General features: G+C 66.6%; 19 protein-coding genes. 11 read left to right on the top strand and 8 right to left on the bottom strand.

Annotated elements, in window-relative coordinates:
* Positions 1-24: 24 nt before the first annotated feature.
* Entirely contained in the window at positions 25-744 is a 720-nt protein-coding gene (locus tag BRSPCE3_RS09600; RefSeq protein WP_375709882.1) for a DUF502 domain-containing protein, read from the top strand.
* Between the two features lie 114 nt (positions 745-858).
* On the opposite strand, the gene recG is transcribed toward BRSPCE3_RS09600, so the two are convergent.
* The gene (gene recG, locus BRSPCE3_RS09595; protein WP_244065544.1) at positions 859-2967 is read right to left on the bottom strand and encodes an ATP-dependent DNA helicase RecG; all 2109 of its coding nucleotides are present in this window, start codon (positions 2965-2967) and stop codon (positions 859-861) included.
* Positions 2968-3109: 142 nt separating this feature from the next.
* Between recG and BRSPCE3_RS09590 the strand changes: the two genes are divergently transcribed.
* From BRSPCE3_RS09590 to BRSPCE3_RS09580, 3 genes are all read left to right on the top strand, one after another.
* Positions 3110-3400 carry a succinate dehydrogenase assembly factor 2 gene (locus BRSPCE3_RS09590; RefSeq protein WP_244065543.1) on the top strand — a complete coding sequence of 97 codons (291 nt, stop codon included), beginning with the start codon at positions 3110-3112 and terminating at the stop codon, positions 3398-3400.
* Positions 3397-6915 carry a transcription-repair coupling factor gene (gene mfd / locus BRSPCE3_RS09585; RefSeq protein WP_244065542.1) on the top strand — a complete coding sequence of 1173 codons (3519 nt, stop codon included), beginning with the start codon at positions 3397-3399 and terminating at the stop codon, positions 6913-6915. The genes BRSPCE3_RS09590 and mfd overlap by 4 nt, the downstream gene beginning before the upstream one ends.
* Positions 6916-7230: 315 nt before the next feature.
* On the top strand, positions 7231-8865 hold the full coding sequence (locus BRSPCE3_RS09580) for a caspase family protein (protein WP_244065541.1): 1635 nt from the start codon (positions 7231-7233) through the stop codon (positions 8863-8865).
* 19 nt (positions 8866-8884) lie between these two features.
* Here the strand turns inward: BRSPCE3_RS09580 and BRSPCE3_RS09575 are convergent, their stop codons facing one another.
* From BRSPCE3_RS09575 to BRSPCE3_RS09565, 3 genes are all read right to left on the bottom strand, one after another.
* Positions 8885-10108 (bottom strand): GGDEF domain-containing protein, encoded by a 1224-nt coding sequence (locus tag BRSPCE3_RS09575; RefSeq protein WP_244065540.1) that lies wholly within the window; start codon positions 10106-10108, stop codon positions 8885-8887.
* A 107-nt stretch (positions 10109-10215) separates the two neighbouring features.
* A complete protein-coding gene (locus BRSPCE3_RS09570) occupies positions 10216-11727 on the bottom strand; it encodes a class I adenylate-forming enzyme family protein (RefSeq protein ID WP_244065539.1) in 1512 nt (503 codons plus the stop codon).
* An 82-nt stretch (positions 11728-11809) separates the two neighbouring features.
* Entirely contained in the window at positions 11810-13546 is a 1737-nt protein-coding gene (locus tag BRSPCE3_RS09565) for an extracellular solute-binding protein (RefSeq protein ID WP_244065538.1), read from the bottom strand.
* A gap of 384 nt (positions 13547-13930) precedes the next feature.
* Here BRSPCE3_RS09565 and BRSPCE3_RS09560 point away from each other — a divergent pair, with 384 nt between their 5' ends.
* Both BRSPCE3_RS09560 and BRSPCE3_RS09555 read left to right on the top strand, forming a co-directional pair.
* Positions 13931-14767: an invasion associated locus B family protein gene (locus BRSPCE3_RS09560; RefSeq protein WP_244065537.1), complete on the top strand. Its 837-nt coding sequence runs from the start codon at positions 13931-13933 to the stop codon at positions 14765-14767.
* A gap of 354 nt (positions 14768-15121) precedes the next feature.
* Positions 15122-16402 carry an MFS transporter gene (locus tag BRSPCE3_RS09555; protein WP_244065536.1) on the top strand — a complete coding sequence of 427 codons (1281 nt, stop codon included), beginning with the start codon at positions 15122-15124 and terminating at the stop codon, positions 16400-16402.
* Between the two features lie 55 nt (positions 16403-16457).
* Here the strand turns inward: BRSPCE3_RS09555 and hspQ are convergent, their stop codons facing one another.
* Positions 16458-16790 carry a heat shock protein HspQ gene (gene hspQ, locus BRSPCE3_RS09550; protein ID WP_021081543.1) on the bottom strand — a complete coding sequence of 111 codons (333 nt, stop codon included), beginning with the start codon at positions 16788-16790 and terminating at the stop codon, positions 16458-16460.
* 121 nt (positions 16791-16911) lie between these two features.
* On the opposite strand from hspQ, the gene BRSPCE3_RS09545 reads away from it, so the two are divergent.
* The gene (locus tag BRSPCE3_RS09545; RefSeq protein ID WP_244065535.1) at positions 16912-17865 is read left to right on the top strand and encodes an AEC family transporter; all 954 of its coding nucleotides are present in this window, start codon (positions 16912-16914) and stop codon (positions 17863-17865) included.
* Positions 17866-17931: 66 nt separating this feature from the next.
* On the opposite strand, the gene BRSPCE3_RS09540 is transcribed toward BRSPCE3_RS09545, so the two are convergent.
* The gene (locus BRSPCE3_RS09540) at positions 17932-19116 is read right to left on the bottom strand and encodes a UbiH/UbiF family hydroxylase (RefSeq protein ID WP_244065534.1); all 1185 of its coding nucleotides are present in this window, start codon (positions 19114-19116) and stop codon (positions 17932-17934) included.
* A gap of 133 nt (positions 19117-19249) precedes the next feature.
* Here BRSPCE3_RS09540 and pcsA point away from each other — a divergent pair, with 133 nt between their 5' ends.
* From pcsA to BRSPCE3_RS09525, 3 genes are all read left to right on the top strand, one after another.
* On the top strand, positions 19250-19978 hold the full coding sequence (gene pcsA, locus BRSPCE3_RS09535) for a phosphatidylcholine synthase (protein WP_244065533.1): 729 nt from the start codon (positions 19250-19252) through the stop codon (positions 19976-19978).
* Complete coding sequence (locus BRSPCE3_RS09530; RefSeq protein WP_244065532.1) at positions 19975-20700, top strand: TerC family protein; 726 nt, start codon at positions 19975-19977, stop codon at positions 20698-20700. The genes pcsA and BRSPCE3_RS09530 overlap by 4 nt, the downstream gene beginning before the upstream one ends.
* A 143-nt stretch (positions 20701-20843) precedes the next feature.
* On the top strand, positions 20844-21818 hold the full coding sequence (locus BRSPCE3_RS09525) for a quinone oxidoreductase (RefSeq protein ID WP_244065531.1): 975 nt from the start codon (positions 20844-20846) through the stop codon (positions 21816-21818).
* A gap of 142 nt (positions 21819-21960) precedes the next feature.
* Here the strand turns inward: BRSPCE3_RS09525 and BRSPCE3_RS09520 are convergent, their stop codons facing one another.
* The gene (locus BRSPCE3_RS09520) at positions 21961-23157 is read right to left on the bottom strand and encodes an acetylornithine transaminase (protein WP_244065530.1); all 1197 of its coding nucleotides are present in this window, start codon (positions 23155-23157) and stop codon (positions 21961-21963) included.
* Between the two features lie 309 nt (positions 23158-23466).
* Here BRSPCE3_RS09520 and BRSPCE3_RS09515 point away from each other — a divergent pair, with 309 nt between their 5' ends.
* The gene (locus tag BRSPCE3_RS09515; protein ID WP_244065529.1) at positions 23467-23757 is read left to right on the top strand and encodes a hypothetical protein; all 291 of its coding nucleotides are present in this window, start codon (positions 23467-23469) and stop codon (positions 23755-23757) included.
* A gap of 25 nt (positions 23758-23782) precedes the next feature.
* Here the strand turns inward: BRSPCE3_RS09515 and BRSPCE3_RS09510 are convergent, their stop codons facing one another.
* Positions 23783-25072, bottom strand: a complete 1290-nt coding sequence (locus tag BRSPCE3_RS09510) for a tetratricopeptide repeat protein (RefSeq protein WP_244065528.1) — start codon at positions 25070-25072, stop codon at positions 23783-23785.
* Between the last annotated feature and the right edge of the window lie 62 nt (positions 25073-25134).

The following is a 25134-nucleotide window of genomic DNA, read 5'->3' as shown; positions in this document are numbered from 1 at the left end:
CCCCCGGATGCCCCCCGCGGGCTGATGGCGCGTTTTCGCAATTATTTCCTGACCGGCCTGGTGGTGGCCGGGCCGGTTGCGATCACCCTGTATCTGACCTGGTGGTTCGTGAACTGGGTCGACAATCTGGTCCGCCCGTTCGTGCCCACGGCCTACCGGCCGGAAACCTATCTGCCGTTCGGGCTGCCCGGTTCCGGCCTGATCGTCGCGGTCATCGCGCTGACGCTGCTCGGCTTCCTCACGGCCAACCTGATCGGGCGGACCCTGGTCGATCTCGGCGAACGGCTGCTCGGCCGGATTCCTGCGGTGCGTGCGATCTATCGCGGCCTGAAGCAGGTGTTCGAGACGCTGTTCTCCGGCAACGGCTCGAGCTTCCGCCGCGTCGGCCTCGTCGAGTTTCCGTCGCCCGGCATGTGGTCGATCGTGCTGATCTCGCAGGCGCCGAGCGCCGAGCTCGCCGCCAGCCTGCCCGGCGAGGAGGAGCACATCTCGGTGTTCCTGCCGTGTGCGCCGAACCCGACCACCGGCTTCTTCTTCTACGTGCCGAAGAGCAAGATCATCGAGATCGAGATGAGCACCGAGGATGCGGCGACGCTGATCATGTCGGCCGGCGTGGTGCAGCCCGGCGGCACCGCCGATCAGAAGCGCGCCGCGGCGCTCGCCGGCATGGCCAATGCCGCGCGGATCGCCAACCAGGCTTCGCTGCAGCCGGCCACACAGCCCGCGCCGGCGAAGGTGGAGTAGGGGCCTCCGCTCTATCCCCGTCATTGCGAGGAGCGAAGCGAAGAAGCAATCCATAGCCCCACGTATGCGGAGGGATGGACTGCTTCGCTTCGCTCGCAATGACGGGGCTGGTGGCTAGCCCGCCCCGATCAGCGGCACCGCCTCGTCGCGTTCGTAGAGGTAGAGCAGGACGCGCAGCGCTTCGCCGCGTTCGCCCTTCAGCTTCGGATCGTCCTTCATGATCCGCAGCGCCTCGTCGCGGGCCTGGGTGATCAGCTGGCCGTGCACCTCGGAGCGCGCGATGCGATAGCCGGGCAGGCCGCTCTGGCGGATGCCGAGCACGTCGCCTTCGCCGCGCAGCTTGAGGTCTTCCTCGGCGATCCGGAAGCCATCCGTGGTCTCGCGGATCACTTTCAGCCGCGCCTTCGACATCTCGCCGAGCGGCTCCTTGTAGAGCAGCAGGCAGGTCGAGGCCTCCGAGCCGCGGCCGATGCGGCCGCGCAGCTGATGCAGCTGCGCCAGCCCGAAGCGCTCGGCGTTCTCGATCACCATGATGGTTGCCGCCGGCACGTCGACGCCGACCTCGACCACCGTCGTTGCGACCAGGAGCCCGATCTCGTGCGCGGCGAATTGCGCCATCACGCGATCCTTCTCGGTGCCTTTCATCTGGCCGTGCACGAGGCCGACGCGATCGCCGAACCGCTGCTGCAGGCTCTCGAAACGTTCGGTCGCGTTGGTGAGATGCTCGGTGCCTTCGGCCTCGGACTCGTCGACCAGCGGGCAGATCCAGTACACCAGCTTGCCGGCGCCGAGCGCGCGGCCGACGCCGTCCATGACGTCCTCGATCCGGCTCATCGGCACCGCGCGGGTGTCGATCGGCTGGCGGCCGGCGGGCTTTTCGCGCAGCTCGGAGACGTCCATGTCGCCAAAATATGTCAGCACCAGCGTGCGTGGGATCGGCGTGGCGCTCAGCACCAGCACGTCGACGGCCTCGCCCTTCGAGGTCAGCGCGAGCCGTTCTCGTACGCCGAAGCGATGCTGCTCGTCGACCACGGCGAGCGCCAGCGCCTTGTAGATCACGTCGTCCTGGATCAGCGCGTGGGTGCCGACCAGCAGATCGATCTCGCCGGCCTCCAGCCGCGCCAGCAGCTCGCGGCGCTCCTTGCCCTTCTCGCGGCCGGTGAGGATCGCGACGCGCATGCCGGCGCTCTCGGCCAGCGGCGCGATGGTCTTGATGTGCTGGCGCGCCAAAATTTCGGTCGGCGCCATCAGCGCGGCCTGCTTGCCGGCCTCGGCGACGGCGGCGGCCGCCAGCAGCGCCACCACGGTTTTGCCGGAACCGACATCGCCCTGCACGAGGCGCAGCATCCGCACCGGCTGTTGCAGGTCCGCGATGATGGACGCAACCGCCTCCTGCTGGGATTTGGTGAGCGCATAGGGCAGGGCATCGATGATCTTTCGCCGCAGATGGCCGTCGCCGGCATTGCGGACGCCGGCGGGACGGCGCAGCGTGGCGCGGATCAGCGCCAGCGCGAGCTGGCCGGCGAGCAGTTCGTCGAACGCCAGCCGCGACCAGAACGGGCCGTCGGGCAGGATGTCGGTGAGCTCCACCGGAACGTGGACGCGGGTCAGCGCCTCCCGGATCGGCGGAAAGTTGCAGCGGCGCAGCACCTCGGGGCTGATCCACTCCGGCAGATCCGGCAGCTTGGTCAGCGCCTGCGCAATCGCGCGGCGCAGCGAGCCGATCGCCAGCCCCTCGGTCAGCGGATAGACCGGATCGATGCCGGACAGTTTTGCGAAGCCGGCTTCATCGATGACGCGGTCGGGATGCACGATCTGCGGGATGCCGTCATACATCGCAAGCGTGCCGGAGACGTAACGCTTCTCGCCGACCGGCAGCAGCTTTTCGACATAGCCGGGCTGGGCGCGGAAGAAGGTCAGCACCACATCGCCGGTGTCGTCGCTGGCATAGACGAGGTAGGGCGCGCGCGAATTGCGCGGCGGCGGCGGACGATGGCGATCGACAGTGACCTCCAGCGTCACCATGGTTCCGACCGCGGCGTCGCGGATCTTCGGCCGGGCGCGGCGGTCGATCACGCTCGCCGGCAGGTGCAGCAGCAGGTCGACCAGCCGCGGCGTCTCGCTGCGGTCGAGCAGATAGCGCAGCAGCTTGTCCTGCTTCGGGCCCACGCCCGAAAGCGTCGTGACCTGGGCAAACAACGGATTGAGCAGGGCTGGGCGCATCGGTGCCTTTACACACGACTCACGGCATGCGCGCAAGGAAACCCCAAAACGCGCCGAATGAGGGCTGACATCGGCCATTGCCATCGCTATATCAAGCGCGCCCGGCACGTCCGGGCTTTTGGCGTTCGATGGATTTTGGGACATGACGGGATCGACACGATCGAGCCAAGGGCTCGATGACCGCCGCAAGCGGCTTTTGTTTCGCTGCTGGCATCGCGGCACCCGGGAGATGGACCTGATCCTCGGCCGGTTTGCCGATGCGACCATTGCCGATCTGTCCGAACAGGAGCTCGGCGAGCTCGAGCATCTGATCGAGGTGCCGGACCCCGACCTTTATGCCGCGCTGACCGGCGACAGGGTGCTACCGGCCGAATACGCCACCGCGCTGTTTGTCCGCATCAAGGCGTTCCGGGTCGCGGATCCCAGCGCATGAAGCAGCCGATGAAATCGCCGGCCGCGATGCTCGCGCCCGGCCGGGTGCTGACCATCGCCAACGTCGCCGAGGGTGCCGAAGGGCTCGTCATCTCCGATCTGGCCCGCGCCATTGCCGCGCAGCCGAAGCGCCCCGCGGTCAGCCTTGCCGTTGTGTGCCGCGACGGCGCGCGGATGCAGCAGCTCGCCCGCGCGCTGGAGTTCTTCGCGCCCGATATCGCCGTGATGCAGGTTCCGGCCTGGGACTGCCAGCCCTATGACCGCGTCTCGCCGCATTCCGGCGTTTTGGCGCAACGCCTGACAGCGCTGGCAAAACTGTCGCGGCTGGTCGGCAGCGACAAGCCGCTGATCGTGCTGACCACGGTGAACGCTGCCGTGCAGCGGGTGCCGGCGCGCGATCAGGTCGCGGCGCAGGCGCTGTCGGTCGCGCCCGGCAACGTGGTGCCGATGGATTCGGTCGTCGCCTGGCTCGAGCACAATGGCTACACGCGGTCCTCGACCGTGCGCGAGCCCGGCGAATATGCGGTGCGCGGCGGCATCCTCGATCTGTTCCCGGCCGGCCTCGACCAGCCGGTGCGTTTCGACTTCTTCGGCGACTCTCTCGAGTCGATCCGCACCTTCGATGCCGAGACCCAGCGCACGCTGCTCGACATGCGCGGGCTCGATCTCGTGCCGGTCTCGGAATTCCAACTGACGACCGAAACCATCCGGCGTTTCCGCATGGGCTATGTCGCAGCGTTCGGCGCGCCCGGACGCGACGACCAACTCTATGAAGCGGTGTCCGAGGGACGGCGCCATCCCGGCATGGAGCACTGGCTGCCGCTGTTCCAGGAGCGGATGGACACCCTGTTCGACTATCTCGACGGCGCAACGGTTGCGATCGAGCCGCAGGGCGAGGACGCCGCGCGCGAACGCTTCTCGCAGATATCGGATTACTATGAAGCGCGGCGCGAAGCGCTGGAGCATCCGAGCAGCGGCGCGATCTACAAGCCGCTGCCGCCGGACAAGCTCTATTTGACCGAAGCCGAATGGACCAAGTTGCTGGGCGATGGGCCGCTGGCACGGCTGACGCCGTTCGCGGTGCCCGAGGGGTCGAGCGAGGTGTTCGACGCCGGCGCGCGGCAGGGCCGCAATTTCGCGCCGGAGCGCGCCGACGGCAATGTCAACGTATTCGAGGCCGTCGTCGGCCATATCGGCGCGCTGCAGTCGCAGCGCAAGAAGGTGATCGTCGCGCTGTGGAGCGAGGGCTCGCGCGACCGCATGGGCGCGATGTTGCGCGACCACAAGCTGCTCAACACCACCAGCGTCAACACCTGGCGGATCGTGCAGGCGACGCCGCGCAACGAGACCATGCTGGCCGTGCTCGGCATGGAATCCGGGTTCGAGACCGACGAGTTCGCCGTCATCAGCGAGCAGGACATCCTCGGCGACCGCCTGGTGCGGCCGCGCAAGGCGAGCCGCAAGCTCGACAATTTCATCTCCGAGGTGACGAGCCTTGCGACCGGCGATCTCGTGGTTCACGTCGAGCACGGCATCGGCCGCTTCGTCGGCCTGCAGACGCTGGAAGTCTCCGGCGCGCCGCATGACTGCCTCGAGCTGCATTATGCGGCCGAGACGAAACTGTTCCTGCCGGTCGAGAACATCGAGCTGCTGTCGCGCTACGGCTCCGACAGCGCCAATGTCGAGCTCGACCGTCTGGGCGGTGGCGGCTGGCAGGCGCGCAAGGCCAAGCTCAAGAACCGCATCCGCCAGATCGCGGGCGAGTTGATCAAGATCGCGGCCGAGCGGCAGCTGCACGAGGCGCCGAAATTCCCGCTTCAGCCGCACGTCTATGACGAGTTCTGCGCGCGCTTCCCTTATGAGGAGACCGAGGACCAGCTCGGCGCCATCACCTCGACCTTGAATGACCTTGAGATCGGCCGTCCAATGGACCGGCTGATCTGCGGCGACGTCGGCTTCGGCAAGACCGAGGTGGCGCTGCGCGCGGCGTTCGCGGTGGCGCTCGAAGGCCGGCAGGTCGCCGTCGTGGTGCCGACCACGCTGCTGGCGCGGCAGCACTCGCGGACCTTCACCGAGCGCTTCAAGGGCTTCCCGGTCAATGTCGCGCAGGCGTCGCGGCTGGTGTCGACCAAGGATTTGAACCAGACCAAGAAGGGGCTCGCCGACGGCAGCGTCGACATCGTCGTCGGCACCCATGCGCTGCTCGGCAAGGCCATCAAGTTCAAGGACCTTGGCCTGTTGATCGTCGACGAGGAGCAGCATTTCGGCGTCAGCCACAAGGAGCGGCTGAAGCAGCTGCGTGCCCAGGTCCATGTGCTGACGCTGTCGGCAACGCCGATCCCGCGCACGCTGCAACTGGCGCTGACCGGCGTCCGCGAGCTCTCGATCATTGCCTCGCCGCCGGTCGATCGGCTTGCGGTCCGCACCTTCGTCGCGCCGCACGACCCCCTGATGATCCGCGAGGCGCTGCTGCGCGAACGCTACCGCGGCGGCCAGGCCTTCTACGTCGTGCCGCGGATCGAGGATCTCGCCGGCGTCAAGGATTTCCTCGACAAGAACGTGCCGGAGATGAAGGTCGCGGTCGCCCACGGCCAGATGCCGCCGACCGCGATCGAGGACATCATGTCGGCGTTCTACGACGGCAAATACGACATCCTGCTCTCGACCACGATCGTGGAGTCCGGTCTCGACATTCCGAACGCCAACACGCTGATCGTGCACCGCGCCGACATGTTCGGCCTCGCCCAGCTCTACCAGCTGCGTGGCCGCGTCGGCCGCTCCAAGCTCCGCGCCTATGCGCTGTTCACGCTGCCGGCGCAGCAGAAGATCACCGCGCAGGCAGAGCGCCGGCTCAAGGTGCTGCAATCGCTGGAGACGCTCGGCGCCGGCTTCCAGCTTGCCTCGCACGACCTCGACATCCGCGGCGCCGGCAATCTGCTCGGCGAGGAGCAGTCCGGCCACATCAAGGAAGTCGGCTTCGAGCTGTATCAGTCGATGCTGGAGGAGGCGATCATCAACCTCAAGGCCGGCGTCGCCGAGCCCGCCGCCGACCGCTGGTCGCCGCAGATCACGATCGGCATGCCGGTGCTGATCCCCGAGGACTACGTCAACGACCTCAGCGTGCGGCTGTCGCTCTATCGTCGTCTCGCCGATCTCGACACCGACGAGGACATCGACGCCTTCGCCGCCGAGATGCGCGACCGCTTCGGCGTGCTGCCGGACGAGGTCCGCTATCTGTTCAGGGTCGCCGCGATCAAGGCCTATTGCCGCCGGGCCAATGTCGGCAAGGTCGACGCCGGGCCGAAGGGCGCCGTGATCGCGTTCCGCGACAACAGTTTTGCGCATCCGGAGCGGCTGGTGAGCTTCATCCGCCAGCACGGCCAGGCCGCCAAGGTGCGGCCCGACATGAAGGTCGTGTTCTTCCAGGAGTGGGACACGCCGGAAGAGCGGCTCGCCGGCACGACCGAGATCTTGCGCCAGCTCGCCAATCTCGCGGAGAGCAAGAAAGCGGCGTGAGATCGCTCACACCGCTTCCGATCGGCGCACGCGCTCTCACGGATGTGCGGAGATCACACAGAGCTGGGCCTTGTGTGACGGGTGAGTGAGCCGCACGATGCTGTGTGCGGTTCCGTGCAGACAGCGGCGCGATTGTCTGGTGCTGTTCGACCGCCGTTCGGCTTCGGGACCGCGATCGTATTCGATCGGGGTTTTGACTGGCATCGGCGCTGCCGGTATGATTTTCATCTCGATCCCAGCCGGTATTGAAAGTCGCAAGCAAGCACGATGCATCACCTCCATTGCCGGTTGCTTCTCGTCGCGTTTTGCCTTGCGTTGACCATTCTGCCGATCGAGGCTGTCGCCGGCACGCGCCTGGCGCTGGTGCTCGGCAACAGCCACTATCAAGCCGTTCCCGCCCTCGACAATCCCGCCAATGACGCAGCCGATCTTGCCACGGCCTTGCGCGGTATGGGCTTCGACGTGATCGAGCAGCGCGATGGGACGCGCGAGGCCATCGCCAACGCGGTGCGCGATTTCTCCAGGCGCCTGAGCGGCGCCGATGTCGCATTGTTCTTCTACGCCGGTCACGGCCTGCAGATGAACGGCGAAAACTATCTGGTCCCGGTCGACGCGAAAATCGAAACGCCCGCCGACGTGCGCTTCAACACAGTGAACCTGACCGACATCCAGCAGGAGATGGAGGGGACGGGGCGCGCCAACATCATCATTCTCGACGCCTGCCGCAACAATCCGTTTCTCGACAAGCTCGCGCGTGGCAGCCGCGCTGCGCCGACGCGCGGGCTCGGCCGCGTCGATGCGGCCGGGCAGGGCTCGCTGATCGTCTATTCGACGCAACCGAACAATGTCGCGCTCGACGGTGCCGGGCGCAATTCGCCGTTTACCGCCGCGCTGCTGAAGCACATCGCGACACCCGGCATCGAAGTGCGCCAGATGCTGTCCAGGGTTCGCGGCGACGTACTCGCGGCGACCGATCGGAAGCAGACGCCCTGGGACAGCTCCTCGCTGGTCGGCGACGTCTATCTTGCGGCCGCGCCGTCCGCAGTCGTCAGCGGATCACCGCCCGCGACATCGGCACAACCGGCTGCGCCGCTGGCAACGCCATCAGCCGAGGCGCAGCGCGTCGCATCTCCGACGCCGCAGAGTGCTGCCGGGAGCTCCGACAGCGAATGCGAGCGTGCGGCCGCGCCAGCGCCGCCATTCGCCAGCCCCGAACAGTTGAAGATCGAGAATACGCATGATTTTGCGGCCGCGGTCCCGATCTGCGAGGCGGCAGTGCGTGCCAATCCCGATCAGCCACGCCTGGAATTTCTGCTCGGCCTCGCCTATGGCGGAACGAAGAATTACATGGCGGCGCAACGCTATCTGACCAAGGCTGCGGATGCCGGTTACGCGCCGGCGCAAGGCAAGCTCGGGGTCTATTTTGCGACCGGGCGTGGCGTCGTCAAAGACATGCCGCGGGCGTTCGAGCTGTTCAGCAAGGCGGCCGCGGCGGGAGAGCCGGGCGCGATCAGCAATCTCGGCGCGATGTATTCCAACGGCAATTTCGTCAGGAAGGACGAGGCGCGCGCACTCGAGCTTTACCAGAAGGCAATCGAGGCCGGTAATCCCTTCGCCCTGGCCCAGACCGGCTTCATGTATTTCTACGGCAAGGGGACGCCGCGCGACTACGGCATGGCCGCGCAATATTTTCAGCAGGCGGCCGATCTCAACGACGGGTATTCTCTGAAATACCTTGCCGTCATGCAGGAGCGGGGATTGCTCGGGCCGCCCGATGCAGCCAAGGCGGCGGAGCTGCGGCGCCGCGCGGTCCAGGTCGATCCGGGAAGCCAGGACCCGAACGTGCCAAAGGACCTCAATGCAGGCGCGCCGCGCCGCGCGGCCGGCGTCCATCACGTGCGCAGAATCTACTACTACCGCTTCGTCGGCTGCAGATGGGCCTGGTGCTGAGAGGCGAAACGGTCTGCCGCTACGACGCCGCGCGCTCCGGCGTGCCGAACAACCGGCCCAGCAGCGACAGCGCGGAATCGCCCGGCATCAGCGTTGCGACGCTGACGGCCGGCTCGGCTTTGTCGCGGCGGCCGTTCTGGGTGTGGCGCATCACGCTCGCCAATCGCCGCGTGATCGCCTGCGCGTTGCGCAAATCGGTGCCGGCGAACGCCACGACGAGCGAGCGGTCGTCATGCACCGCGCCGAAATCGGCCTGCCGCATCAGCCGGCTGATGATCCGCGCGCCGTCGAACTGCGCGCGCGGCTGGGTGTGGTCGAAGGTGAAGCGTGCCACCGAGAGCGCGCCGCCGCGCTCGGAGGTCTGGTACACGGCGGTCGCGAAGTCGCGCTCGAACGCGGCCTTGGTCAGCAGCCCGGTGCGGGCATCGATCAGGCCCTTGGCATCGATCGCCTTGAGCATGCGGCCGAGCCGCGCTTCAAAGGCGTGCTGGCGGATCATCGGCAACGCCATGTCGGCGACGCGGGTCGGACCGGCCGTGACGATCTCGAGATTGGGCAGCTCGTAACGCGGCGTCAGCTCGCCCGAAGCGACGATGACAGGCAATGGGCGGAAGCGGACATCCTCGGTCAGCACGGTCAGGAAGGCGTCCATCACCCGCGGCGTGAAGCCTTCGGCGAGCACGATGCCGTCGATGTCGCGGCTGGACAGATGCTTGGCGGCCGCCTCGATGCTGAGCGCGCCGACCACGCCGGCGCGTTCGCCGAGCGCGACCGACAGCGTCGGGTAGGCCCCGCCGCGGCCGATCAACAACGCCGTGGCCTCGCCGATGGGATCGATATCGGACATCGCGATCGGCGTCGGCGGCACCAGGCGGCGCATCACGGTCGCATGTAGCGCGCGAACCCGCAGGCAGGCATTGAGCCGGGCAACCAGGCGATCCGGCAGGCCCTTCTTCTGGTAGAAGGCGATCACGGTGTCGGGCAGGGTGGTCGCGGGATCGACCGCGATTAGGGGCAGATAGGGCGCGCGGGCGGCGGCGCGCTTGGCGAGCCCCGACAAAGTGACGAAGTCGACGCCCTCGGCGGCCGCGATGATCGCCGCCGGCTTGACCTGCTCGATGGCCCGTCCAACCTCATTCCAGTCGGTGACCACGATCGGGAACAGCTGGGTCTCATCGAGGACGGCGGCGAACGACGGCTTGGCCGACGCCGACACGATGAGGACCGGACCTTGTTGAGACATTCGAACGCTCGAAACCAATGCTTAAGTTCAGCAAACGGCTGCGATGCTAGTTGGCATGGCTTAATGCGGCGTCAACACAATGCTAAGACTAACGCAATGATAAGATTTTAACTCATCCCGGGGCCGCTGCGGTCGCGAAATGCCTCGACCATCAACGGGTTAAGCCCAAGTTCTGTGAGCGCGTCGCGGGCCCGCGCATTGTCCTGGGCGCGTCCGGCCAGCCGATGGCCGCTGAGCCGGTCCGGCAATGCCGTCAACAGCGCGCCCTGGCCGAGGCGGCGCGACCACTCCTGCAGCTCCTGCGCCAGGAATCGGTAGCCGCCGATGGTCATCACCCCCGACGGCGGTGCGGTGATGTTGACGGCGCCGGTCGCGCGATCGACCCGCGCGGCGTATTCGGTGTCGACGTAATCGCGCGGCGGCGGCGCAATCAGGCTGTCGCCGGGGGGCGGCGGCGGCGCGTAGGCGGCGACCGGCACCATCGGGCCGCGCAGGCCGAGCGTGCCCTTCGGCGTCAGCAGGATCTCGCCGGCGATCGAGGCACCGGGCGCTTCGCGCGGCGCGCTGTGCGGACCGGGCTTGATCGGGGCCGGCGTTCCGTCCTCGAGGCTGCGGCGGGCGCCGAACAGCCCGGCCTCGCCGAACAAATAGACATCGGTCAGCGTCACCCGCCGCGAGCTCCAGTGCGCGCTGGAGGCGACCTGCTCCGGCGTGCGCCAGAGGCCGACCACATTGCGCAGGCTGGGCAGGCGCTCCGACAGGCCGCGCTCGTCGAGCCGCAGCGCGAGCTGCGCCGGCGCGATCAGCGTGTCGCAGCCGTGGTCGTTGAATTGGGTTTCGAAGGTTTCCTCGTCGAACGGGTGATGCATCACGAGCGTGCCGCCCGACAGCAGCCAGGTCACCAGCGTCGAGCAGATACCGGCAAACGACATCGGCGCGAACGCCGCCATGATGGTCGCGCCCTGCGCGAGGTCGCTCTCCAGCGACATTGCGAGCCCGCCGGCGATCAGGCCGAAATGCGCGCGGGGCACCGGACGGAAGCCGTCGCTGGTGACGTCGAAGGAAATCAGCGCGGGCTTGCGGCCGTCCTCGATCATGCGGCGCGTGGTCCGGGAGTCCTGCTGGATCGCCTCGTCGAGTGACGACATGCCTTCGGGCAGATCGGTCCCGAACCCGCAGACATGGCGGATCGAGAACGCTTCCGCCGCCGCGTTCATCGCGATGTCGGCGTAGGAGACGCCGTCGATCTTGCTGCAGGTGACGATCGCCCGCGCCGCGGTGCGGTTGAGCACGGACGTCAGCTCGGCCTGGCGCCACAGCAGCGGCAGCGGCACCACCACCAGGCCGACCCGATGCGCGGCGAGGACGGTCAGCGCGAATTCGATCGTCGAGGGAAGCTGGACCGCGATCACCGTGTTGGCCGGCAATCCGATTTCGACGAAGTGGGCCGCGATCGCCGAGATCGCGCGGTCGGCCTGGGCATAGGTCAGGCGCTTGCGGGTCTGTCCGGTGATGCGCTGCTTGTTGAGCGGATCGACCAGCGCCAGCGCCTCGGGCTGCCGCGCCAAGGTGCGCTTGAACAGGGTATCGAGCGTTGGCGAGGTGATCGACTGGTTCACAGGTTCAACGTCGGTTGCATCGCTTCGATCGGACCGGCTGATGCCGCCTCGGGGCGCATCGGCTGGCAGATCATTTGGCAGTTCAGTTGGATTGCGCGCCGGGCTTCTGCCACCACGTCTCCGGCAGGTAGCCCGTCAACGCATTGGTCGAAGGCCGTTCTATCCGATTCCAGCGCGCGATCCATTGCTCTCCCATGTTAAATAGGGGGATAGCGTAGAAGCCCGACATCAGGGCCCGATCCAGCGCCCGCACCGCCGAGACGAACGCCGGCTGCTCCCGCGCCGCCAGCAGCGCCGCGATCATGGCGTCGATCGCCGGATCCTTGGCGCCCATGTAATTCCTTGTGCCCGGCACGTCGGCGGCCTGGCTGCCCCAGTAGAACCACTGCTCGTTGCCCGGCGACAGCGACTGATCCCAGCGAATGGGGATCATGTCGTAATCATAGGCAACCCTGCGCTGCTCGAACTGCACCGCGTCGACCACCCGGACCGCGGCCTCGATGCCGGCGCGCTTGAGATCGCGCTGGTAGGCGAGGGCGATCCGCTCATGCTCGCGGGTGGTGACCAGAATCTCGATGCGGAGCGGCGTCCCGGTCACGCGCTGCTTCAAGACAGTGCCGTCGAGCGCATAGCCGGCGTCCGACAGCAGCTTGAGCGCGTCGCGCAGGATGGTGCGGTCGCGCCCGGAGCCGTCGGTGACGGGGAGGCGATAGCGGCCCTCGAGAATGTCGGGCGCGATATGCGACAGATACGGCTTGAGGAGCTCGCGCTCGTGCGCATCGGCGGGGCGGCCATAGGCGGACAACTCCGAGCCCGCGAAATAGCCGCCGGAGCGCGAATAGAGTTCAAAATAGTAATTGCGGTTGATCCATTCGAAATCGAACAGCATCAGCAACGCCTGGCGCACGCGGGCGTCGGCGAATTTCGGCCGCCTGGTGTTGAACACCAGGAATTCGGACGGTTGCGGCGTACCGATCTTGATGGTTTCGCGCAGCACGTTGCCGCTGTTCGCCGCGGGGAAGTCGTAGCCGTCGTGCCAGCGCAGCGGTTCGGGCTCGGTCCTGAAGTCATAGAGGCCGCGCTTGAACGCCTCGAACTGGCCGTTGGCGTCGCGGTAGTAGTCGAGCCGGATCTCGTCGAAATTCCACATGCCGCGGTTCACCGGCAGGTCGCGTCCCCAGTAATCCGGATTGCGGGTGAAGGTCACGCTGGCGCCCGGCTTGACCGCGGTCACGCGGTACGGACCGGAGCCGATCGGCGGCGCCAATGTGGTCTCCTCGAATTTGGCGACGTCGGTGGCATGGCGCGGCAGGATCGGCATCAGGCCGAGGATCAGCGGCAATTCGCGGTCCGCAACGCCGCCGAAATCGAATCGGACCGTGAGCGGATCGAGAACCTCGACCTTTGCGACTTTCGAATAATATTGGTGATGCAGCGGACGGCCGTGGTCGCGGAGCAGTTCGAGCGAGAACACCACGTCGTCGGCGGTGACCGCGTGCCCGTCGGAGAAGCGCGCGCGCGGATCGACGTGGAATGTCACATAACTTCTGGCATCGTCGGTCTCGACGCTGCGGGCAAGCAGGCCATAGAGCGTGAAGGGCTCATCGTTGTTCCGCGCCATCAGGCTTTCGTAGACATAGCCGCGCTCGTAGGCGTAGCCGCGGAGCTGCTGCACGGCGAGACCCCTGACGATCAGCGGATTGAGGCTGTCGAAGGTGCCCTCCCGCGGGCTCAGCACCAGACGGCCGCCCTTGGGGGCGTCGGGATTGGCATAGGGCAGGTGGGTAAAGCCGGCCGGCAGCGCCGGCCTGCCGTGCATCGCCAGCGCGTGGCTCTCGGCGGCGGCCGCACGGTCAGGTCCGCACGCCGGCCACGCCAGAACGAATGCCAGAGCAAGGCCGATAGCGGCCGATGCGGCGCGCCAAACGCGCCCGGGAACACGTCTGTGAGGCGCCGGATTTGATTCGCGAAACGTCACATCGGGAGGTTTATCACAGGCTGCTGAAACTCGTCGTCACATGGGCGCAAATGCGCTTGTCGGCATTGATCTTTCCGCGCGCCGCTGTATTGAAGGCGTGCGATTTGAGGCGGGGAACGCCTGTCACGTATCCGCCTTAATTGACAAGGAGACAGCCGCCCAAACGGCTATGTGTCGGCGCCTGCAGCGGTTTCGGGCGCTGCCGTTCAGAAAGGGTTTTCCGCAATGAATTTCCGTATCTTGGCCGCCCCGGTCCGGCCGCATGGGCGAATTGTTGCCCTGATGGCGGCGACGGCATTCTCTGCAGCGCTCCTGGTTCCTGCCGCGCAGGCCCAGCAGCCGGCAGCGCCGGCGCCCGCGGCACCGAAGGCTGCGCCCAAGGCGGCACCCAAGGCAGCTCCGAAGGCTCCGGCAGCCCAGGCGCCCGCCGCCCAGGCCCCGGCCGCCGCAGGCCAGGCGCCAGCCGCCGCGGCCGGCCAGCAGCCGCCCCAGGATCAGCAGATCCAGCTCATCTACGCGCCCTGGACCAAGTTCTGCCTGAAGGGTCAGGAAGCCAACGCCAAGCAGGTTTGCTTCACCGGCAAGGACGGCCGCATCGAATCGGGCCAGCCCGTCATCGCCGCCGTGATCATCGAGCCGGAAGGCGAGCCGAAGAAGATCCTGCGTGTCACGCTGCCGCTCGGCATGCAGCTCGTTCACGGCACCCGCATCATCGTCGACGGCAACCCGCCGCAGCAGGCGCCCTATGTGATCTGCTTCCAGAACGGCTGCATGTCCGACTATGAAGCAACCCCCGAGCTGATCGCCAACATGAAGAAGGGCCAGAACCTCGTGGTCCAGGCGATCAATTCCAACGGCGCGCCGCTGACCTTGCCGCTGCCGCTCAACACCGAATTCGCCAAGGCCTATGACGGCCCGCCGACCGATCCGAAGGTGTTCGAGGAGAACTCGAAGAAGCTGCAGGAAGAGTTGCAGAAGCGCGCCGAAGAGCAGCGCAAGAAGCTGGAAGGCGCCGGTGGTGGTGCAGCTCCAGCGGCTCCGGCCAACCCGGCGGCCAAGTAAAGCTTCGATGTAGGCTTTCGATCAAGCGTTCACGAGAACGCGAGATCGTCGCAAATCAATCGCAAATCAAAAGGCGCCCGCAAGGGCGCCTTTTTTGTCATGCGAAACCGACTGGCTGATGGCAGCCTGCCGCGCTGGTGATCGACCGCATCGTGTGCGATGGTCGCTGAGGGCAAATCGATCGCGCCAAGCCGCATCGTCGTTGCTTTGTCCGGACAAGTCCGGCGCCGAGGCACAATCATAAATCCGTCACGGGAGGCCAGACGAAAGCGCGCAGCGCGCGCCTTCGATGCGCGGGTGCGCGCGTGGTTCTCCGAACTCTGGCCGCCGTTCGCAGTCGTTGAAAGTCGCGCAATGTCCCAGCAAGTCAGCACGCAGCGGCGGGAACAGCTGTCCCGCTCCCGGCCTTCGGAACCGGTGAGCGGCGCTGCTGCGGTCGATGCGGGTCTCCGCGTCAACCAGGACAACGTCCCGGCCAGCTTTCATCCCGGCATCGTTCATCTGGCGCTGGCGATGGGCGGCTTCGCGATCGGCATCGCCGAATTCGCCACCATGAGCCTGCTGCCGTTCTTCGCCCACGATTTGCACATCAGCGAGCCGCAGGCCGGCCACGCCATCTCCGCCTACGCGCTCGGCGTCGTGGTCGGCGCGCCGGTGATCGCGGTGCTGTCGGCGCGCATGACGCGGCGGACGCTCTTGATCGCGCTGATGGGTTTCTTCGCGCTGATGAACGGCCTCTCGGGGCTCGCGCCCGACTATCACACCATGCTGGCGCTGCGCTTCCTCGCCGGGCTGCCGCATGGCGCCTATTTCGGCATCGCCATGCTGGTCGCGGCCTCGCTGGTGCCGGTCGACAAGCGCACGGCGGCGGTCGGCCGCGTGCTGCTCGGCCTCACCATCGCGACGACGATCGGCGTGCCGCTCGCCAACGGGGTGGGGCAGGCGATCGGCTGGCGCTGGGCCTTCGCGATCGTGGCCGGTCTCGCGCTGCTGACCGCGATCCTGGTGCTGATCTTCGCCCCGCGCGATGTCGCCAACAGCAATGCGAGCCCGCTGCGCGAATTGTCGGCGCTCGGGCGCAAGCATGTCTGGCTGACGCTGGCGATCGGTGCCATCGGCTTCGGCGGGTTGTTCTCGGTCTACACCTATCTCGCCTCGACCATGCTGGCGGTGACGCAGACATCGCCCGCTCTGGTGCCGGTGACGCTATGTATCTTCGGCGCCGGCCTTACCGCTGGCAACATCATCGTGCCGCGCTTCGCCGACCGCGCGCTGATGGCAACCGCCGGCGGGCTGCTGCTGTGGTCGGCGGCGACGCTGGCGCTGTATCCGCTGGCGGCGATGAATGTCTGGACGCTGAGCGCCGACGTGTTCCTGATCGGGCTCGGCGGCGCGCTCGCCACCGTGCTGCAGACCCGGCTGATGGATGTCGCAGGCGAGGCGCAGAGCCTCGCCGCGGCGCTCAACCACTCCGCCTTCAACGTCGCCAATGCGCTCGGCCCATGGCTCGGCGGCATGGCGGTTGCGGCCGGCTATGGCTGGACGTCGACCGGCCTCGTCGGCGCGGGGCTGGCGCTGGCGGGTTTTGTGGTCTGGGCGATCGCGGTTGCGTTGGCCAGGCGTGATGGCGTGTGAACGGATGGGACGCGCCGGCGCGAACGCCGTGGCACCTGCAGGCCGGAGCCGCGCGTCAGTTCAGCGACGGATTGCGCGGACGGTAGCCGCCCGACTTGTCCTTGATGAAGATTTCCGCCACCTGGGAATGCCGGATCGGCTCGCCGGATTCGTCGGGCAGCAGGTTCTGCTCCGAGACATAGGCGACGTACTCGGTCTCCGAGTTTTCCGCGAGCAGATGGTAGAACGGCTGGTCCTTGTGCGGCCGCATGTCCTCGGGGATCGACAGCCACCATTCCTCGGTGTTGTTGAACTCGGGGTCGATATCAAAAATCACGCCCCGGAAGGAGAACACCCGGTGACGGACGATCTGCCCGATCTGGAATTTGGCGGTACGCGCTTTGATCATGGTTCGTCGATAGACCAACATTGTGGCCGATGCTAGGGGCTAAGCTGCGAATTAACCTCCGGTTTACCGATTCCAGCCCTGCAAAAACGCCCCGAAATCCGGCCGAGAAACTACTTTCAGAATGATCGATATCCTCAATCTGGCGTTGCCGTATTTCGGCTTGATCTTCATTGGCTACGCGTGCGGAAAAGCCAAGGGTTTGCCCGAGAGCGGGCTGGCCTGGATGAATTTCTTCCTGCTTTACGTTTCGTTGCCGGCGCTGCTGTTCGGGATCATGTCCAAGACGCCGTTCGCCGAGCTGAACAACCCGCCGTTCCTGATCGCCACCACGCTCGGCACCGTGACCGCGTTCTTCCTCGCGATGGTCGCGGGCAAGCTGATCGGCCGCCTCACGCTGCGCGAGGCGACGCTGGCCGGCCTGTCCGGCGCCTACGGCAATATCGGCTACATGGGCCCTGGGTTGGCGCTCGCCGTGCTCGGCAGCAAGGCGGCGGCGCCGACCGCGCTGATCTTCTGCTGCGACAGCATCTTCCTGTTCTCGATCGTGCCGCTCCTGATCGAGCTCACCGACCGCGACCATCCCTCGCTGCTGCACGCGCTCGGCGTGGTGCTGCGGCAGATCGTGCAGAACCCGCTGATCATGTCGGCGGTGTTCGGGGCGCTGGTCGCCGCGTTTCACATCCCGATCCCGGTGGCACTCGACCGTACCATCCAGTTCCTGGAGAACGCCGCCGCACCGACGGCATTGTTCGTGCTCGGCATCACCGTGGCGCTGCGGCCGTTCGAGCGGGTGCCGTGGGAGGTGCCGGGTGTGGTGGCGATCAAGCTGCTGATCCATCCGCTGCTGGCGTTCGGCCTGATGCTGCTGTTCGGCCCGTTCGCGCAGCCCTGGGCCGCGACCGCGGTGCTGATGGCCTCGCTGCCGCCGGCGCTCAACGTGTTCGTGATCGCGCGGCAGAACGACACCTGGATCGAGCCGGCGTCGGTCGCAGTCCTGATCGGCACCTTCGCCTCTGTTGTCACGCTGACCAGCGTGATGTGGTTCATCCAGAGCGGACGGCTGGTGTTCCCCTGAGACGAGTGGTTCTTATTTGACGCGTTTTCTTAACGCGAACCGGTGGCCACTTCGCTCGAAAACGCTTTATCGCCGCCAGGACGGCGCGAGGCCCTCGCGCATTGCCAACCGCCGTAGCGGGCCGAATGCACCGAGCAGATGCAGGCCCGCGGCGCGCGCGGTCTGCACGCCGAGGAAATCGCTGAGCAGCGACCGGTTGGCGATGTCGATCGCCCAGGTCCGGCTGGCGACATCGGGCCGCCGCGCCGCCTGGTAGCGCGCCAGCACGTTTGGCGCACCGGGATCCTCGCCGCGGCCGATCGCCTGGCCCACGATCTCGGCGATGTCGGCGGCATCGCGCAGCCCCATGTTGAGCCCCTGCGCGCCGATCGGCGGCAGCACATGGGCGGATTCGCCGACCAGCGCGACCCGGTCTTTCGCAAACTGCCGCGGCCGCTCGATCGCCAGCGGAAACACGTGACGCCCGCCCTGGACCTCGACGCGCCCGAGGATCGAATGCGACTGCCGCTCCGCCGCGACGGACAATTCCTCGTCGCCGAGCGCCTTCAACCGTTCGGCCTCCTTGGGTGCGGCGACCCAGACCACGCTGCTACGATTGCCGCTCAGCGGCACGAACACGCAGGGGCCGTGCTCGGTGTGAAACTCGGTCGAGATGTTCTGATGCGGCCGGCTGTGGGTGATGTTGAAGGTGAGGGCGGATTGCCCGAGTTCGCGGCTCACCACCTCGATGCCGGCGGCCTCGCGCGACAATGAATTGCGTCCGTCGGCGCCGACCACGAGCCGTGCCCGCAGCGACTGGCCCTGCCGCGTCACCACGGCGACCCCCGCGTCATCCGGCTGCACCGAGGCGGCCTCGTCGTCGAACCGGGTCAGCGCGGTCATTTCGCCGGCGCGCTCCTCGAGTGCTGCGACCAGCGCGCGGTTGTCGATGTTGAAGCCGAACTGCTCGCGGCCGATCTCGTCGGAGGTGAACCGCACCTCCGGCGCGCGGATCAGCCGCCCGGTGTCGTCGACCAGGCGCATGGTCTTGAGCGCCGCGGCCTTGTCGCTGCAGCGCTGCCAGACGCCGAGCCGTTCCAGGATCTCGGTCGAGGCGCCGAGCAGCGCGGTGGTCCGGTTGTCGGCATAGGGCGCGCGACGCGCCAAAAGCGCGGTGCGTGCGCCGGCATCGGCGAGGGCAATCGCGGCCGTCAATCCGGCCGGACCGCCGCCTATTACGAGAACGTCATAATCCTGCGAGCTGTCGGTCATATCGGGACATTTGACATGCCTGGCCCGATTTTCAAGCCATCGCTAACCAACAAGAGTTTCCAACGCCTTGCGCGGCGGAACGCCGCAAGAGCGCATATGCAAAGGGGGCCGATTCCTGATAGCACTTCGGCCGATGGAGCATTCGAGCCAGCCCGATGCGTTGCCAGAACGGATGCGGACCGCCGCATTCTCCGTTCATATTTTCACGGCGCTCGGCGCCGGGGTCGCGCTGCTGGCGATGCTGGAGGCGGTGCGCGAGCACTGGGCCAACATGTTCGCCTGGCTCGGGGTCGCGCTGATCATCGACGGGATCGACGGCCCGCTGGCGCGGCGGCTCGACGTGGTGCGGCTGCAGCCGAACTGGTCGGGCGAGGTGCTCGATCTGGTGGTTGATTTCGTCACCTATGTGTTCGTGCCGGCCTACGCGATCACCGCGAGCGGCATGCTGCTGCCGCTGGCGGCGCCGATCCTCGGCATCGGCATCGTGGTCTCGAGCGCGCTGTATTTCGCCGACCGCCGCATGAAGGCCGACGACAACCATTTCCGCGGCTTCCCGGCGCTGTGGAATGCGGCGGCGTTCTATCTGTTCCTGCTGCATCTGCCGCCGGTGCTGTCGACCGTCGTGGTGGCGCTCCTGATCGTGCTGACCTTCGCGCCGTTCCATGTGCTGCACCCGTTCCGCGTGGTGCGGCTGCGCTGGCTGACGCTGTGGCTGCTCGGCGCCTGGGCGCTGCTCGGCGCCTACACGCTCGCCAACGACTTCGTGGTCGGAGCCCCGATTACCTTCGGTCTGTGCGCCATTGCCGTCTACATCGTCGGCAGCGATACCTTGATCCGCCGGATGAAAGCCTTCAGAGCATGATGCAATTGATCACCAGCCCGGAAGCCTGGGCTGCGCTGTTGACCCTGACTGCGCTCGAGATCGTGCTCGGCATCGACAACGTCATCTTCCTGTCGGTGATCGTGTCGCGGATCCCGCAACCGCAGGCCAACCGCGCGCGGCAGATCGGCCTGCTCCTCGCGCTGGTGTTCCGCATCCTGCTGCTCTCGATCCTGGTCTGGCTGATCGGGCTGACGCAGCCGGTGATCACCGTCAAGGACGTCGCGCTGTCCTGGCGCGACATCATCCTGATCGGCGGCGGCCTGTTCCTGATCGCCAAGGCGACCCACGAGATCCATGGCGAGGTCGAGGCGCGCGAGGCCGAGCCCGACGACAAGCCGAGCACCAGCGCGTTCTTCTGGGTGATCGTGCAGATCATCATCATCGACCTGGTGTTCTCGCTGGACTCGATCATCACCGCGATCGGCATGGCGCAGGACATCGAGATCATGATCGCGGCGGTCGTGATCGCCTGCGCCATCATGTACATCTCGTCCGGACCGGTGGCGCGGTTCGTCGCGGAGCATCCGACCACCAAGATGCTGGCGCTGGCCTTCCTGGTGCTGATCGGCGTGGCGCTGGTGGCCGACGGATTCAGTTTCCACATTCCGCGCGGCTACATCTATTTCGCGATCGTCTTCTCGGTGGCGGTCGAGATGTTCAACGTGCTGGCCAAGCGCAACCGCAAGAAGGCGGTGCGCTAGAGCATGATCCGGAAAAGTGCGAAGCGGTTTTCCGAAGAGATCATGCTCAAACAACTTTAGGCCCGGTTCCGGGCGGTTTGGTTGACAAGGCGGCGCCGATGGCATTCGCTCGCCGGACGCGTGAATTTGAGGGGAGCGACGACATGACCAAGGCTGTGCGCGTGCACAAGGTAGGGGGCCCGGAAGTCCTGACCTACGAGGATGTCGAGGTCGGCCCGCCCGGGAACGGTGAGGTCCGGATCCGCCAGCACGCGGTCGGGCTGAACTTCATCGACGTCTATTTCCGCACCGGCCTCTACAAGGCGCCCGGCCTGCCGTTCATCGCCGGCAACGAGGCCGCGGGCGAGGTTTTGGCGGTCGGTCCGGGGGTGACCAATTTCCATCCCGGCGACCGCGTCGCCTACTACTACAACCTCGGCGGCTACGCCTCGGAGCGCGTCATCCCGGCGGACAAGCTCGTCAAGCTGCCCGACCACATCACCTACGAGCAGGGCGCCGTGCTGATGCTCAAGGGGCTCACGGTCTGGTACCTGCTGCACAAGACCTTCAAGGTCGAGCCGGGCCATCGGGTGCTGATCCATGCCGCGGCCGGCGGCATCGGATTGCTCGCCTGCCAGTGGGCCCACGCGCTCGGCGCGCACGTCATCGGCACCGTGGGCTCGCAGGCGAAGGCCGACCTCGCGCTCGCCAATGGCTGCGACCACGTCATCCTCTACAACGAGGAGAACTTCGTCGAACGCGTCAAGCAGATCAGCCGCGGCGAGCTCTGCGACGTTGTCTATGACGGCGTCGGCAAGACCACCTTCCCGGGCTCGCTGTCGTGCCTCAGGCCGCGCGGCCTGTTCGTCTCGTTCGGCAACGCGTCGGGTCCGGTGCCGCCGTTCCCGCTCGCCGAGCTCAACAACCACGGCTCGCTGTTCGCGACCCGGCCGAAGCTCAACGACTATGTCGGCACCCGCAAGGAATTGCTCGAAGGCGCCGACACGCTGTTCGCCGCCGTGATCAACGGCAAGCTGCACGTGCCGATCAACCACGCCTATGCGCTGAAGGATGTCGCCAAGGCGCATATCGATCTGGAGAGCAGGGCGACGACCGGCGCTGCGATCTTGCGGCCGTAGAAGCTCCAGTCATTGCGAGGAGCGAAGCGACGAAGCAATCCATCGTCCCGGATACGCGGAGGGATGGATTGCTTCGCGGAGCCTGTCATCCGGCGGCGCTGCGCGCCGACCGGGTGGCTCGCAATGACGGGCGCGGTTGCCGCTACGCCACCCGTCTGGCTGCACCGACCTTCGTCAGCACGGTATCCAGGCAATCGATCACAGCAGAGATCTCCTCCCGCGTGACGTTGAGCGCCGGCATGAAGCGCAGCGTGTCCGGCTGCGGCGAGTTGATCAGCACGCCGGCCGCAAACGCCTCGGCGACCACGGCGGCGCCGATCGGCATTTTGAGATCGAGCGCCAGCAGCAGACCGCGGCCCCGGATGTCGCCGAGCCCGTGCCGCGCCGACAGCCTCTGCAATTCGCGTTCGAGCAGGAGGCCGGCATCGGCCACCGATTTCAGGAAATCACGCTGGCCGATCTGATCGAGCACGACGAGTCCCGCGGCGCACATCAGGGGATTGCCGTTGAAGGTGCCGCCCTGATCGCCGTGATCGAAGCACGAAGCATGCTCGGTTGCCAGCAGTGCCGCGAGCGGCACGCCGCCGCCGATGCCCTTGCCGAGCGTCATGATGTCGGGCGCGATCCCGGCATGCTCATGGCCGAACAGTTTTCCGGTTCGGCCGATTCCGGTCTGGATCTCGTCGACGATGAGCAGCAGGCCGCGCTGCTGGGTCAACGCCCGCAACTCCTGCAGGAACGCGTCCGTCGCTGGCCACACGCCGGCTTCGCCCTGGATCGGCTCGAGCATGACAGCGACCGTCGACGACGTGATCAACTTCCGTACCGACTCGATGTCGTTCAGCTTGGCCTTCCGGAAGCCTGAGACTTTCGGCTCGAACAGCGGCTCGAACGCCTTCTTGCCTGAGGCCGACATGGTCGCGAGCGTGCGGCCGTGGAAGCCGCCCTCGAAGGTGATGATCTCGTGCGCGCCACCCTTGTACTTGGCGCCATATTTGCGCGCGAGCTTGATCGCGCCTTCGTTGGCCTCGGCGCCGGAATTGGCGAAGAACACCTGGTCGAAGCAGCTGTTGTCGACCAGCAGCTTTGCCAGTTTCAGGCTCTGCTCGTTGTAGAACGCCGGGCTCGGTGTCAGCAGCCGCCTGGCCTGCGCGGCCAGCGCGTCGGCCACGATCACCGGCGAGTGGCCGAGCGGATTGACGGCCCAGCCCTGCACGAAGTCGAGATAGCGGTTGCGGTTGCTGTCCCACAAATACGAGCCTGCGCCGCGCACGAACACGACTTCGGGGCGGGCGGTGATGTCCATCAGCGCGTCGAACGGATGGGCGGCGTTGGTCATATCGATCTCCTCTGGGGTCGGTGTGGGGATTAGGGGCAGGCCGAAAAGCAAGAAAGCCGCGCTTTGGGGGCGCGGCCTTCTCGAAAACCTTGGCTGATGTCAGCTAATCAGCGATGGCGTCGGACACGGCGCAGCCCAGCATCGTCGCGGGTGCGACGACGGTTGATGGCGCGGCGGTGGGTCCGGTTCAGCTTCATGGCGCAGGGCCATACAGCCGAACGGGCAGCGGTGTCAAGCGGCGGGCGATATCGCGGGCAAGTGGTTCGCGGAGCGTGTTAGGTTGCGACGAGGCAATCTTGGAGGAACGCCGTGATCAAGCTGCTGATCGAACGAGACCTTCCGCCCGGCTTTGATGTGACCGATGACGCGCAGGCGGCGCGGCACGCGCGGATCGCGCTGGACGCCATCATCGCGACGCAGGGCAAGATGCACTGGATCTGCACCTATGCGACCGACGACCGCAAGCTGTTCGGCCTCGTCGTGGTCGAGAGCGAGGCGGTCATCGATGCCTACGTGCGCAACGCAGGCATCGGCACGTCAGTCCGTATCCATCGCGTGCTGCGCACATTGGACGCGGCGCTGGCCGCTCCCGCGCAGTAATCTGGACCAGGACTCCGAACGCGCGTCATTCGACGCCATAGCGCGCGAATTCCCTGGCGATGTCGGACTGAATCGCCTGGGCGGCAGCGATGTCGGCCTGCGCCGCATCGGCATCGCCGGTCTTGCGCCGCGCGACGCCGCGGCCATAGAGCGAACTCGCGAGCTTCGGATTGATCTTCAGCGCCGCATCGAAATCCGCGATCGCAGCGCTGAGTTCGCCGAGCTTGAGGCGACAGATGCCACGGCTGTCGAGCGTGTAGGGATCGTCCGGCCTCCAATGCAGCGACTGCTCGCAATCGGCGAGGGCTTGCTGCGGCTGGCCCAGGATCACGAGCGTCAGGCAGCGCGCGTTGAGCGCCGCCGCGTATTTCGAATTGAACCTGATCGCGTTGCTGAAGTCGTCGAATGCCCGCGTGTAATCCTGCCGTCCAAGGTGCAGATTGCCCCGCGCGTAGTAGTCGCGGTAGCCGGCCGGATCGAGCCGCAGCGATTGATCGAAATCGGCCAGGGCCCGATCGATGTCGCCGCGATCGCGAAACACCCGGGCCCGGTTGCCGTAAGCCGGCGCATAGCGCGGATCGAGCCGGAGCGACGTGTCGTAGTCGGCCAGCGCATGGTCGAGATCGTCGCGGCCGCGATAGGCATTGCCGCGATTGTAATAGGCGAGCGCGAATTTCGGATCGAGACGGATGGCGCGATCATAGTCGACCATCGCGCGCTCGGGCTGCTTGGCGTCGATGTAGGAGTTGCCGCGATTGTTGTAGTACCATGCCTCCTTCGGGCTGAGGCGGATGGCTTCGTCGTAATCGGCGATGGCGAGATCGGGTTCGCCGCGGTCGCTGTGGGCGATGCCGCGGTTGTAGCGCGCGATCTCATCCCTGGGATCGAGCGCGATGGCCTGATCGAGATCGGCGATGGCGGCATTGACGTCGCCCTTGCGGCGATAGGCCTCGCCGCGGTTGGCCAGCCCCTTGCCCCGCATCGGCTCGTATTTGATCACTTCCGTGAAGTCGTCGATCGCGCGATCAAGATCGTTGCCTTCGAGATGGGCCCCGCCGCGATTAAGGAAGGCGCTGGCGCGCTGCTTCGCCTTCAGCTTTCGCAGGGCGAGCAGAAAGCTGCAGCCGCCAATGCGCTGCGCGGTGTCCTTTTTGCTGAAGCACCAGGCTTGCGCCATGGCTTCAGAGGATATGGCTTCAGAGGATGGTTGGGGCTCCGCCACCGCTGCCGTGGCGGCGAGCGCCGGCGCGAGCCGGATCAGAATTGCCGCCGCCAGCCGGCCGCGCGCGAACGGTCGCTTCCATGATTGCCGCAAGACCAGGCTCCGTGCGGCCGAATGGCCGCCACTGCTTTGTGAGCCGAGACTGCGGCCAGGTT

Origin of the sequence: Bradyrhizobium sp. Ce-3 (assembly GCF_022835695.1) — a bacterium.
Lineage (GTDB): Bacteria > Pseudomonadota > Alphaproteobacteria > Rhizobiales > Xanthobacteraceae > Bradyrhizobium.
The sequence above is the reverse complement of the archived record's forward strand: the minus strand, read 5'-3'. Positions and strand labels throughout refer to the sequence as shown.

Bases quoted from the DNA above. Each gene is read 5' to 3' on its own strand.
- BRSPCE3_RS09600 (WP_375709882.1), top strand. From the start codon at position 25: ATGGCGCGTTTTCGCAATTATTTCCTGACCGGCCTGGTGGTGGCCGGG.
- recG (WP_244065544.1), bottom strand. From the start codon at position 2,967: ATGCGCCCAGCCCTGCTCAATCCGTTGTTTGCCCAGGTCACGACGCTT.
- BRSPCE3_RS09590 (WP_244065543.1), top strand. From the start codon at position 3,110: ATGACGGGATCGACACGATCGAGCCAAGGGCTCGATGACCGCCGCAAG.
- mfd (WP_244065542.1), top strand. From the start codon at position 3,397: ATGAAGCAGCCGATGAAATCGCCGGCCGCGATGCTCGCGCCCGGCCGG.
- BRSPCE3_RS09575 (WP_244065540.1), bottom strand. From the start codon at position 10,108: ATGTCTCAACAAGGTCCGGTCCTCATCGTGTCGGCGTCGGCCAAGCCG.
- BRSPCE3_RS09565 (WP_244065538.1), bottom strand. From the start codon at position 13,546: ATGCACGGCAGGCCGGCGCTGCCGGCCGGCTTTACCCACCTGCCCTAT.
- BRSPCE3_RS09560 (WP_244065537.1), top strand. From the start codon at position 13,931: ATGAATTTCCGTATCTTGGCCGCCCCGGTCCGGCCGCATGGGCGAATT.
- BRSPCE3_RS09555 (WP_244065536.1), top strand. From the start codon at position 15,122: ATGTCCCAGCAAGTCAGCACGCAGCGGCGGGAACAGCTGTCCCGCTCC.
- hspQ (WP_021081543.1), bottom strand. From the start codon at position 16,790: ATGATCAAAGCGCGTACCGCCAAATTCCAGATCGGGCAGATCGTCCGT.
- BRSPCE3_RS09545 (WP_244065535.1), top strand. From the start codon at position 16,912: ATGATCGATATCCTCAATCTGGCGTTGCCGTATTTCGGCTTGATCTTC.
- BRSPCE3_RS09540 (WP_244065534.1), bottom strand. From the start codon at position 19,116: ATGACCGACAGCTCGCAGGATTATGACGTTCTCGTAATAGGCGGCGGT.
- pcsA (WP_244065533.1), top strand. From the start codon at position 19,250: ATGGAGCATTCGAGCCAGCCCGATGCGTTGCCAGAACGGATGCGGACC.
- BRSPCE3_RS09530 (WP_244065532.1), top strand. From the start codon at position 19,975: ATGATGCAATTGATCACCAGCCCGGAAGCCTGGGCTGCGCTGTTGACC.
- BRSPCE3_RS09525 (WP_244065531.1), top strand. From the start codon at position 20,844: ATGACCAAGGCTGTGCGCGTGCACAAGGTAGGGGGCCCGGAAGTCCTG.
- BRSPCE3_RS09520 (WP_244065530.1), bottom strand. From the start codon at position 23,157: ATGACCAACGCCGCCCATCCGTTCGACGCGCTGATGGACATCACCGCC.